This window comes from Okeania sp. SIO1H4 (assembly GCF_010672695.1).
Taxonomy (GTDB): Bacteria; Cyanobacteriota; Cyanobacteriia; order Cyanobacteriales; family Microcoleaceae; genus Okeania; species Okeania hirsuta.
The window spans coordinates 1-11,516 of sequence record NZ_JAAHGB010000120.1; the positions used below are offsets into that span (position 1 = coordinate 1).

Annotated in this window: 9 protein-coding genes and 2 pseudogenes; 8 read left to right on the forward strand and 3 right to left on the reverse strand. The window is 38.6% G+C overall.

Going from position 1 to position 11,516, the window contains the following annotated elements; all coding sequences use genetic code 11:
- The 7 genes and pseudogenes from F6K06_RS32210 to F6K06_RS32235 form a co-directional block, all read left to right on the forward strand.
- Nucleotides 1-89: pseudogene (locus F6K06_RS32210) on the forward strand (IS200/IS605 family transposase); the annotation flags it as partial.
- 65 nt (nt 90-154) lie between these two features.
- Nucleotides 155-388, forward strand: coding sequence for a CmcI family methyltransferase (locus tag F6K06_RS34435; protein WP_205127274.1), 234 nt, complete (start codon nt 155-157; stop codon nt 386-388).
- A gap of 56 nt (nt 389-444) precedes the next feature.
- Complete coding sequence (locus tag F6K06_RS32215; RefSeq protein WP_240038830.1) at nt 445-930, forward strand: transposase; 486 nt, start codon at nt 445-447, stop codon at nt 928-930.
- A 126-nt stretch (nt 931-1,056) separates the two neighbouring features.
- A complete protein-coding gene (locus F6K06_RS32220; protein ID WP_240038831.1) occupies nt 1,057-1,275 on the forward strand; it encodes a transposase family protein in 219 nt (72 codons plus the stop codon).
- Nucleotides 1,276-1,668: 393 nt separating this feature from the next.
- Nucleotides 1,669-1,974: pseudogene (locus F6K06_RS32225) on the forward strand (HNH endonuclease); the annotation flags it as partial.
- A gap of 409 nt (nt 1,975-2,383) precedes the next feature.
- Complete coding sequence (locus F6K06_RS32230) at nt 2,384-2,551, forward strand: hypothetical protein (protein ID WP_161564388.1); 168 nt, start codon at nt 2,384-2,386, stop codon at nt 2,549-2,551.
- 27 nt (nt 2,552-2,578) lie between these two features.
- Entirely contained in the window at nt 2,579-2,980 is a 402-nt protein-coding gene (locus tag F6K06_RS32235; protein ID WP_124143874.1) for a type II toxin-antitoxin system death-on-curing family toxin, read from the forward strand.
- A 125-nt stretch (nt 2,981-3,105) separates the two neighbouring features.
- On the opposite strand, the gene F6K06_RS32240 is transcribed toward F6K06_RS32235, so the two are convergent.
- The 3 genes from F6K06_RS32240 to F6K06_RS32250 all read right to left on the reverse strand — a co-directional run bounded on the left by F6K06_RS32240 (nt 3,106) and on the right by F6K06_RS32250 (nt 7,774).
- Nucleotides 3,106-4,710 carry a nickel-dependent hydrogenase large subunit gene (locus F6K06_RS32240; protein ID WP_287244900.1) on the reverse strand — a complete coding sequence of 535 codons (1,605 nt, stop codon included), beginning with the start codon at nt 4,708-4,710 and terminating at the stop codon, nt 3,106-3,108.
- 329 nt (nt 4,711-5,039) lie between these two features.
- Nucleotides 5,040-6,002 carry a hydrogenase small subunit gene (locus F6K06_RS32245; RefSeq protein ID WP_124143876.1) on the reverse strand — a complete coding sequence of 321 codons (963 nt, stop codon included), beginning with the start codon at nt 6,000-6,002 and terminating at the stop codon, nt 5,040-5,042.
- 1,595 nt (nt 6,003-7,597) lie between these two features.
- Nucleotides 7,598-7,774, reverse strand: a complete 177-nt coding sequence (locus tag F6K06_RS32250; RefSeq protein WP_161564389.1) for a hypothetical protein — start codon at nt 7,772-7,774, stop codon at nt 7,598-7,600.
- A gap of 200 nt (nt 7,775-7,974) precedes the next feature.
- On the opposite strand from F6K06_RS32250, the gene F6K06_RS32255 reads away from it, so the two are divergent.
- Nucleotides 7,975-11,004 carry a plasmid replication protein, CyRepA1 family gene (locus tag F6K06_RS32255; protein ID WP_240038832.1) on the forward strand — a complete coding sequence of 1,010 codons (3,030 nt, stop codon included), beginning with the start codon at nt 7,975-7,977 and terminating at the stop codon, nt 11,002-11,004.
- The last annotated feature ends 512 nt before the right edge of the window (nt 11,005-11,516 follow it).

Here is an 11,516-nt window from a genome sequence, read left to right on the forward strand (position 1 = left end):
GGACTCACAGCTATTTTTATGACACTACGGGGAAGGTCAGCACCGCTAAGATTTTGGAATACATTAATGACCCTGATCACGGCGGTTGAAACCGCCGCTCGTTTTTCCGCCCCGAACTAAAGTTACGGGGCTACCAAACTCCCGAAATTTTTCCGTGTTAAGGACTTATTCCACACTCATAAAGACCGGAGATTATTTCATAGTTGAAGATGGCATATGCCATCACGGATTGCCTGTAGGACCCAAGTCTGGTCCTTATGAAGCCATTGAAGCTTTTGTAAATGAGAATTCTGATTTTGAAATTGACAGGGGTAGAGAATCTTTTCTCATAACATGGAACCCTAAAGGTTATCTGAGACGAAGAACTCACAGCGATGAAAATCCTTAATAATAGAGTTGTTGGGAAATAAGGTAAAATGAGCAAATAATAAATTGGTCAGAAAAATGCTAAATATTGAACGAGCCTTAAAACAAGACAGGTTACTCAGAGCATTAACAGGATTAAACCGTAAAGCAGATTACACTTTGTTGAAGCCCTTTAATCAAATGTATGAGCAAACATTGCTCTTGAAACCTGGTCAACGCTCTGTTGGAGGAGGCCGTAAGGCTCGTTTACGCACCACTCAAGACAAATTATTCTACATTCTCTTCTACTTTAAATGTTATCCAACCTTTGATGTAGCCAGCATCTTGTTTGATATTGATCGCAGCCAGGCACATCATTGGGTTCATCGTTTACAACCTATTTTAGAAGCCACCCTGGGAGAAAAAAAAGTACTACCCGAGCGTCAAATTAATTGTGTCCAAGTATTTATAGAGCGTTTCCCTGGAGTAGAACGAGTAATTATGGATGGCACAGAACGGCCAGTGCAACGACCCACTGACTCAGAAAAACAAAAACTGAATTATTCGGGAAAAAAAAACGTCTAACTCGCAAACATCTAGCAGCAGTAGACCAAAATCAGCAAGTGTTAGTATTAACTCAGGCACGAGAAGGAAAGTTACATTCAGGAAAAATTCCATGACTCACAAAAGCTAATAGGAAATATACCGGTCGTGATACCAATTGAAGTGGATAGTGGTTTTCAAGGTATTCAACACCAGTATGAAAATATCCGTATCCCCCATAAAAAGCCAAAGGGAGGACAATTAAGTGAGCAACAAAAATCGGAAAATCGGAAATTGAGCAAATCAAGGGTGATATGTGAAAACGCCTTTGCGGGTGTCAAACGTTATGGAGCTGTCAGCCAAATTTACTGTAATCACGCTTATTGATTTTGATGACAAATTGATAGACTTGTCGCTTTATAACTTAAAAAATACCTAAAAACCTTGTTCTGTAAGGATTGTAGCTATTGGAAGGCAATAATGCTTGGAATTATTGCTCTGTCTAGGTTAGAGTGATTTTTTCCCTTTATTTAGCGACAACTCTAATGTTAACAGCAACTGGATGGCTGGAACTTATACCTGATAGCAGCATAAATAATTAAATTACTAACAAAATATATCTGTTTTCATTTTCGTTTTTCCCCACCTCAGTTATAGCGCTGTGCGCAGGCAACAGGCAACAGGAGGAATAAAAGACCGATAGTATAAGACTTTTAGCTATTGGACAGTTCTTGTAATTTGTAAATATGCCAGCGCACATTGCTATATTTCCCAACAACTCTACTAAACCAACACTCAGATGTTCCTATCGTAAGGCACATCAAGGTTAAAGGTAATAAATCACCCTTTGACGGTGACTGGACTTATTGGGGTAGCAGAATTGGCAAACATCCAGGCGTAAGGAAGGAAGTAACAACGCTACTTAAGCGACAAAAAGGTAAATGCGCATCTTGTGGATTACACTTTAGACCAACGGATTTAATCGAAGTTGACCACATCGTTCCCTGGTCTGAAGGCGGTGATAACACCTATAAAAACAAACAACTGTTGCACCGACATTGCCACGACGTTAAAACTGCCGAGGATTTAAAAGCAGTGAACCATAGGACTCATTAAATCCAAAGTGGAATTTTAAGGGTGTACCCATGACAAGGGACGTTTAAGAGAGGAGCCGTGATGAGGTGAAAGTCTCACGTCCGGTTCTGAAGACAAGCAGACCCTATAAAGGGCAACTGGAAATGGGTTTGCTTAGTTTAACTATACTTGGAATTTGCTGTAAAATATTAGTCGCTACTGTTAAAAGACTCAAAGAATCAACTTCTGACTTCTGACTTCTGACTTCTGACTTCTACTAGCGGATGCTATTTTGATAAAGCTGTTCAGCAATCTTTCCAACTTCTTCATAACTTAATAAGATTGTTTCCATCAATATTATGCTCCCAAAAAAGGATTGTCTGTCTATAATAGCAAAAGAAAGTATTTATAGGATAGTGCCATGAACCAAATAACTATACAACTATCAAAAGAACAATACAAATGTATCCAACAAATTGCCAACCAGCAGAAAACCTCACCGGAGAAAATTCTAGAATCAAAAATTGCTGAATGGTTACAGGAATCTCAAACTGACTTTAATCTAGCAGCTAACTTATGTATTAACTAAAAATTCTGAACTCTATAAGCGGTTAGTATGACTCGCGATCTGAGCCTATCAGAAATTATGGAACTGCATCAGCAAATCATTACCCAAACAGGAGGAGCTAATAGTTTACGCGATCGCCCTGCTTTAGAATCAGCAGTAGCACAACCAGCAGCGACATTTTCTGGACAAGACTTATATCCAACTGTCATTGATAAAGCTGCTGCCCTCGGTTTTTTGATGATCATGAACCATCCTTTTATTGATGGTAACAAACGAACAGGACACGCAGCAATGGAAGTTTTTTTCATCCTGAATGGACTAGAAATTAATGCTTCTGTGGACGAACAAGAACAAGTTATTTTAGCAGTAGCTTCTGGAGAATTAAATCGAGAAGCATTCACCCGATGGCTACAAGCTCATATTAAAACCATCTCTCAAACTGAACTATAACTAAAGCCAACTAATAACCTTTATTCTTTAGCTAAAAAATGTTTAGAGTCACAATAGGGACGCTGCATCCAACGTCCTTTTTTTACCTGTTCGCTGACTGCTGATAGCTGAAAGCTGACAGCTAATTATGATGTCCTAAACCTTGCTAACTCTTCCCCAGTCTTAGCATCATGAGCGTGAACGGTACACACCAAACAAGAATCAAAAGACCGAGCAACATGACCGACTTCCACAGGGTCATTCACATCAGCAATAGGAATACCCACTAATGCCTCCTCAATAGGTCCGCGCACCCCTTGACCGTCACGGGGTCCGACATTCCAAGTAGTCGGTGCAATAACCTGATAATTCTTAATCTTACCGCCTTCTATTTCCACCCAATGACAGAGGGAACCACGACTAGCGTTAGTGGCACCCCAACCACGACCATCCTTTTCTTCAGGCTTAATATACCAAGGATCGCGCAACTTAAACTCCCGCAAACAACGTTCGGTTTCACGGTACAATTTAGTTAGTTCGTGCATTCTGGCAAACACGCGCAAATGTACGCTCGGTCCCCCCATTTTCTTGAACATATCTAAAACTAAACCGTCTTTGTACTGCCAACTTTCCCCATGGTCGCCACCTGATATCAATTCCCGCGCTAAAGCACCAACTTCCATCCGACCTAAGTCTTGGTGAGATACAGCAGTTGACCAAGAATAAGCACCGTCAAAGTCAATATCATTATTAGGAATAGGTACGGTAGTGCGGTCAAAAGGATGTACATCTCCATCACCCTCGTTATACCAAGCGTGGGCAGTATTCTCCCGGGTAAAAGTATGCTCCATCAATTGATGAATATCTGTAGTGCTATCGTAGACACCACTTTTCATAATCATAGCAGCGTTCCGACCTTCAATAGTTGGGCGTTGATATTTGTCTTCGTGAGGCAAGTATCCCCAACTCATATATTTACCGACACCGGCACCAATTTTATCTAAACCAATATTCAGACCCATACGCCAATAGAAACCCAGGTCAGAACTAGCATGAGCGGGATTTTCATCCAACCATTCCATGAAATCGTCATAAGTTTGAATCTGTTCAAACCTGTCAATGGAACAACCTAACCATATTGGTTCTAACCAGTTAGTGCGGTAATATTCCAACATTGCCCAGGCGCGGGTAACATCGGTGAGAGTGGGAGCGCACATGACACCACCGGGAACCATGAAACTAGAGTGAGGCCATTGACCGCCGAATAGAGCGTATATTTCTACAGGTTTTGCTGCAACAGTAATACCTGGTTCGTAGGATGTACCTGTGAATGCTGCGAAACGTTTGCAAGCTTCCTCGTAGAATGGGCTATTTTGATATTTTTTGTTTGTTAGGTCGATCGCGTATAACCCATAAAAGTAACGTGGATGACTTTGGAGAGTTTCTACAAGTTGACCGAGGTTACGAGCAAGGATAGCGTTACGAGGTACTTCTGTTTGCCAAGCTGTATCTAACGCCCAGGAAGCACAGGTGAGGTGAGAAGCACCGCAAATTCCACAAATTCTGGGGGTGACAATGAGACCAGCTTTAGGGTCTTTGCCTTTGAGGATGACTTCAAAACCTCGAAACATTTGTGCTTGAGTCCAAGCGTTGGTTACATATCCGTCTTGAATGTCAACTCTTACATCTAGGTCGCCTTCAACGCGCCCCACGGGGGAAATGTCTAATGTTTGTACTTTAGTTTGAACCATTTTTTTAGTTATCAGTTATCAGTAGCTATAGCTTGTGTAGGTTGGGTTAAGCGACAGCGCAATCCAACAAACAATATTAAATCTCATGTCCAAAGCTCGTAGAATTGCTCTAGCTCTATCTATCTTCGGGCTAAAGCTCTACTACAAACAAAAGCTTTTTTTAGGACTTAGGCAGAAACCTGGTTGCTGGAGGAATTAGTGAATAAACCCGGTTTGTTGTTTAGGTGCGTAAGTCTTGTTATGTTGGGTTTCGTTCCTCAACCCAACCTACAAAGCTTTTTTGAGTCCTGTTATGTTGGGTTTCGTTGCCTCAAACCAACCTACAAATTTTAAACTGTAAAGAAATCTTCTTCTGCCCAAGCGGGAGTTGAATCTTTAGCAACGATACTTAGCAGAGCATAGTCTTTACGGTTGACTCCCGTCGGTAATTCTTTGGGAACTCCCATGACTGTTTGAGTATTGAATACTGTTCCCGGTGCGAGGTCATGGAATGGAAATTCTGGTTCCGTACAACCTAAACATGGCATTCCTGCACGAGTCTTAGACGAAACTCGGTTCCACAAAATACGGTTACAGGAAGAGTGAGTCATCGGTCCGCGACAACCCAAGTCATAGAATAGACATCCTTGACGCTGCCCGAAATCTGAAGTTGAAGCTTTATAAGCAAAGTGAACGTTGCGAGTACAACCTGTTTGAGTAAAGCTTTTGAAAAATGTTTCGGGGCGGTGAAATTCGTCTAAGGTAATGTCATCAAGTCTGCCAGTAGCAACCGCTACTAATATTTGGGAAATCCAATCTGGGTGCGCGGGGCAACCGGGAATATTGATAACAGGATATCCAGCTTTACTTTTGAAGTCTTCTCCTAAAAATCCGCCTTTTTTCCGTTTGAGAAATTGCAAACCTTCAGATTCACTGGGGTTTGGTGACATTGCAGGAATACCGCCATAAGTAGCGCAGTCTCCCACTGCCACGACGAAACCTGCAACTTCGGATAATTCTTTAACCCAATCTTTCATCGGGCGATCGGCAAAACGGTTCCATTCTCCCGTACCATTGGGAGCGTTAATTATTGTTCCTTCGTATACTAAAATATCTAAATGTATTTTTCCCGAAATACAATCTTTTAATAATTGTTGGACGTTTGTACCAAGTTCAAATCCTAAAGAAGGATGCCAAAGTACATTAATGCCAAAGTCTGTGATTAGGTCACAAATATTTGGTTCTTCAGCATTGAGAAATGATATGGTATTGCCAGAACAGGCTCCACCTTGAAGCCACAGTAGATTGATCATTCTCCCCGATTCTCCTCTCTTTTGTCTGAGGTTGAAATGGGATTTACGATTAGCACTTGTCGCACCCTAATTCAACCTTTATGGAATTATAAAGGGGATATAATGACAATTTTCCATTTCTTTACGAAATTCTTTATTATTGATTAATTGTTAGTTTAACTAATTTTTATTTGGTTGCTTTTGATACTTTATTTTCAAAGTTTTATTGCTATGGAAGAAGGCAGAAATAAGAAGAAAGAAGGAAAAATCTTGCGTTGTCTGAGTTTTAAATTTTTGATATGCCAAATACAATCATGGCGACTACTATAAGAAAATCGGCATTGCTGAATTAAGGTATGAAAGTAAGTTTATCGGTAATAGGGAATAGGGAACAGGGAACAGGGAACAGTTAATATTAACAAGTAGTTCAAACAATCCCAAATTATCAAATCATACCTAGAATCAGCAACGCCAGAAAATCTTGAGAAAAACTAAAATTAAGTTGTCCTAGATTTTCTGAAATTTTCTACATATCAGGAGTATTTAGCATCCCAGACTTTAACTCCGTTCTTAGAAATATATCTTCTTTCAATATTCGACCCCTCAATTCGATTACTAAATGCTAAACTTCTTGAAAGTTATACCAAATTCAAAAAAGGTAGTTACATCTTAATTTGTGATTTATTGCTACAATTAAAAATTGTATATATCCATAAAATGTCAAAATAAAGCATTTTTTCCTCTTTTTTATCTAGTTTTTCTTTCCCTTTTGCCTGTTGCCTGTGTCGAGACTGTAGTAATTTTCTATGAAATTGGTATGATCTAACGCTTAGAAATATCTTTGTGTTACATTGTCATAAGCATCACACATTATTTTGTAATGCTCAAGTATACTCATGCCCAATATATCTACCCATTAGTCCCGGAAAATATCAGGAAATGCTTAGTTGAAATAAATAGACATCTCCAAAAATCCAAAATAAAATCAATTATCACACATAAATTATCAATTCTTTCCCCTCCTGGGAGGGGGAGGGGCGAGGGGTGGGTTCCCTACTGCCTACAGCAAAGCTGCCTCTTTTCTGGAGATGTCTAATAGGCGATCGCTATGAATTGACAGTGCTGAGAAAAAATCGGGGAGTTATATCAAATCCGCTAGGGTTCGGTATAAAAAAATGTTTCATCTTCGCTAACGTCGCAAATATTTCTAAATTCTCTTTCCTCCTGACTCCTGAGGACTGATATCAAATCCGGTTGAACACTTATTAGAATTGTTGGGGGGAGTAGGGGAGTAGGGGAGATTGAATGCTTGAAGTATAGTTATAAACATATACTATATAACCTATATAACCGGATTCTATATGACTCCTAATTAACTATCTAATTAGGGTTTGCTGATTAAATATCGCGCTTATTGACTGATATTGGTTTGAGCAATTTTAGATATGGAAAAAGTGCGAGGTTTTAAGTGGTAATGGTTCAAAAATTCAGGATTTTGGTCAAGAGTTGGGCAGAACCATCTTGGGAAAATTCTTACTCCTACCTCCTTCAAATTCCCCTAACTCCTGTCTCCTGTCTCCTGTCTCCTGTCTCCTACCTTCACCCATAAGACTTTTTCAGCAAGCCCTAATTATACCAATGCTACCGGATTTGATATTATTCTCTTCGGTAGTTTCAAACACAGGATAAAGATGTTGCAGTTTGACTCTAGTATCGTCAGTAGAGAAATGCCAAATGACCTTACTAGCAGTTTGATTACGCTCTTGACTCCATACTTCTAACTTTTTGTGCAACTGCTCAATAGATTGCTACTGCCAAAAATTTTTACCTCCAGAGAGTTTTAAATTGCTGTATCAATTATTAAGATTTATAGCTATTCAAAAATTATTTGTTGAGGCCATTAGTCCCGGAGTCTTAAGAAAATTTTATATGTATATAGTGTGTTTTTCCAATATAATAAAAATCCTTAACTGTATATAGAGTGCATTATTAAATGACCCCAAAGACCGAAACACAAATTAATTATTTCCGAGAATGGACTAATAGCTGTGTCGATGACCAATTAATACACCTTAATGTTATCCCTTTAGAAGGACAACGGCCTTATGAATTTTTGTTTTATTCTGATGCTATTCCTAGACGAAATGATGGCCGAGTAACTAGCCAAATATTAAAGCGATACCGACACATTGAAGAAGGTGGATGGTGGTGTTCGGGAATTGATTTACTTACAGGAGAAGAGGACCTTTGGGGTTGTTTTAAACCTAGTCAACCACGTCACAGTTATGACCAAAAAAAGTTAATTAAATACGAACATCCTCCGAAAACTCCCACCAGTTTATTTGCCCTAAAAATACCCCTACATTTGTGGCATCAAATTGCTAGTCGTTATCAAATAGAAATTCTGCCAGAAGATATTAATAATAATCAACCAGACTTTGGTTTTTGGCAGTGGTTTATCGCCCATCCTCAAATACCTTTATGTATTACTGAAGGAGCAAAAAAAACAGGTGCTTTATTAACAGGTGGTTATGTAGCGATCGCCTTACCAGGAATTTTTGGTGGATATCGAGTTATTAGAGATGAATATGGCAACCGTATTGGTAGATCAAATTTAATTCCTCAGTTAGAAAAGCTGGTAAATAATCATCGAGAAATTTATATTGCGTTTGACCAAGATACTAAACCTAAAACTATTAAAAATGTTAATGCTGCTATTAGACAAACTGGATATTTACTCACAAGAAAAGGATGTAATGTTAAAGTTATTTCCTGGAATCCAGAATTAGGAAAAGGAGTTGACGATTTAATAGCAAATCATGGGCAAAGTGTGTTTGATGAAGCTTATCAAAACGCATTACCTTTAGAACTTTGGAAGGCTAAATCATTTAGCCAACTCACATATCCTGTAAATATTAGAGTTAATAGTCGTTATCTTTCCGAACAACATATTTTAGGTTCTATCAGCAGTAATAATTTACAAAAGTTAGATAATCTTGACCTAGCCTATAGCACTGATTTTCCGGCAAAATTAGTAGGAATTAAATCTGCTAAGGGCACTGGAAAAACTAAGTTATTAGAGAAAATTGTCAGTGAAGCTGTAGCTCGCAGTCAAAAGGTTTTAGTTATTGGTCATAGAGTACAGTTAGTACAAGAGTTATGTCAACGTTTTGGACTAAAATATATTACAGAAGTAGATAAAAAATCCGATAATAAATTATTAGGTATTGGTTTATGTATTGATTCCCTACATCCTAATTCTCAGGCTAGTTTTAATCCGGAAAATTGGTCGAATGGAGTGGTAATTATTGATGAAATAGAACAGGTAATTTGGCATGGTTTAAATTCTAATACTTGTCGGCAAAACCGAGTAGAAATTCTCAGGTCTTTCAAAACATTAATGCAAAATGTTTTAGGAGGTGTCGGTCAGGTATTTATAGCTGATGCTGACTTAAGCGATATTTCAATAGATTATCTACAAGCTTTAGCAGGAGTAAAATTAGAACCTTTTATTATTCAAAATGATTGGCTACCAGGAGAAAAAGAAGCTTGGCAAGTTTTTAATTATCCAGAAACTACTCCCAAAAGATTAATAGCAGATTTACACAAACATATCCGTGAAGGTGGCAAACCAATGGTGTGTTTGTCAGCACAAAAAATTACCAGTAAATGGGGAACCCGTGCTTTAGAAGCTTATCTAAAAAAACAGTTTCCTGACTTAAAAATCCTCAGAATAGATTCAGAATCTTTAGCAGAACCTAATCATCCTGCTTATGGTTGTATTAAATCATTAAATCAAGTATTGCCACAATATGATATTGTCTTAGCTTCTCCCTCCATTGAAACAGGAATTAGTATTGATATTCAAGGTCATTTCACTTCAGTTTGGGCTATTGCTCAAGGAGTACAAGGAGCAACTTCAGTTTGTCAATCTTTGGGTAGAGTTCGTGAGAATATTCCCAGATATTTATGGGTAGCAAATTCTGGTTTTAATCAAGTTGGTAATGGTTCGACTTCTATTACTTCTTTGCTCAATTCCGAACAACGTCTGACTCAACTCAATATTAGACTATTACAACAATCAGATTTTGATAGTTTGGACGATATAGAAACAGGTTTTCAAGCAGAATCTTTTTTGTGTTGGGCAAAAATAGCGGTTCGTTTCAATGCAGGAATGAATCAATATCGAGAGTCTATTTTAGAAGCTTTGCGAGTCGAAGGACATCATATTATCGAAGCTTCCCCAGAAGTTTTAGCTAATAATTTAGAAGCCAAAAAATCATCAGAAACACTTACAGAAATTAATGATTTACAGGAAGCGATCGCTACTGTAATTAAGCAAAATTATCAGACAGAATGTGAGGCGATCGCTACTGCCAGAAATATTAGTTTAACCGAGTATCAAAAACTCAAAAAGCGATTATCCAAAACCAGCAAACAACAACGGGAACAACGAAAATTTGAATTAATGTTGCGTTATAGTATTCCCATAACTTCTGAATTGGTAGAAAAAGATGATGCTGGATGGTATCAACAGTTGCAACTACATTATTTTATGACCGTAGGACGACAATACTTAGTAGCACGAGATGCTGAGGTAGCGAAAACAATTTTGGAGTTAGGCAAGGGAAATATTTTCATACCTGATTTTAACGATCGCTTACTGGGTGCAACCATCGGGGTGATGGAATTATTGAAAATACCGCTATTGTTGAAAGATAAGCAACGGGAGTTGAAAAATATTGATGAAGATTTGCAATTGTTGGCCAAGACCGCTTTAGCAAACCGAGCAGCAATTAAAACTATAGTCGGGATAGGGTTGGCGGTAAATTCTAGTCCGATTACAATAGTGCGGCGTTTTTTGGATAAAATTGGTTATAGTTTGGAGTGTTTGCGTACAGAAACTCACCAGAAAAAGCGATTGCGAATTTATCGTATTGTTAATCCTGATGATGGCAGGTTTGAGGTATTTCAGCAATGGTTAAGTGCTAGTCATACTAAATCTTGTAAAGACGGAGTTTAAATAAAATGGTAATCCTGCTCGCGTAATGGTATACAGCAAAAAGTAATACCAGGCACGGGAGCAAGATGTTCCCACTGTTCTCATAATAAACATTGCCGGATAATGTACGACTACCAATAAAACTTTTATTGTGCGAGCATCTTGCTCGCCACGGGTGTACCTCATCCTTGATAAAATTTCTAATATAGCAGAAGGAAGAAGGCTTTAATTATCTAGCCCACATTCCGCACCACAAAATGTAGCAACCGAAGAAGGAGTCACGAGACAACCCACCCCTCGCCCCTCCCAGGAGGGGAAAACAGGAGACAGAATTTTAGAAGAAAATTATAGCTGCCGTGATTGAGTCATCATCAGAGCAAGTATTTATGCGTAAATTTTTTACTAGTGGGACTTACACAACTTAACTGGCCAAATTAGACTATAATGCTTGTAAATCAATAATTTTACGTCGAAGCGATCGCAAGGAACGAAAGAAACAACCCCTACTGCAATGCCCCCTTGCTTTGAAAGGT

Excerpts from the sequence above, each read along its gene's own strand:
- F6K06_RS32215 (WP_240038830.1), top strand. The coding sequence starts at position 445 with ATGCTAAATATTGAACGAGCCTTAAAACAAGACAGGTTACTCAGAGCA.
- F6K06_RS32230 (WP_161564388.1), top strand. The coding sequence starts at position 2,384 with ATGAACCAAATAACTATACAACTATCAAAAGAACAATACAAATGTATC.
- F6K06_RS32235 (WP_124143874.1), top strand. The coding sequence starts at position 2,579 with ATGACTCGCGATCTGAGCCTATCAGAAATTATGGAACTGCATCAGCAA.
- F6K06_RS32240 (WP_287244900.1), bottom strand. The coding sequence starts at position 4,710 with ATGGTTCAAACTAAAGTACAAACATTAGACATTTCCCCCGTGGGGCGC.
- F6K06_RS32245 (WP_124143876.1), bottom strand. The coding sequence starts at position 6,002 with ATGATCAATCTACTGTGGCTTCAAGGTGGAGCCTGTTCTGGCAATACC.
- F6K06_RS32255 (WP_240038832.1), top strand. The coding sequence starts at position 7,975 with ATGACCCCAAAGACCGAAACACAAATTAATTATTTCCGAGAATGGACT.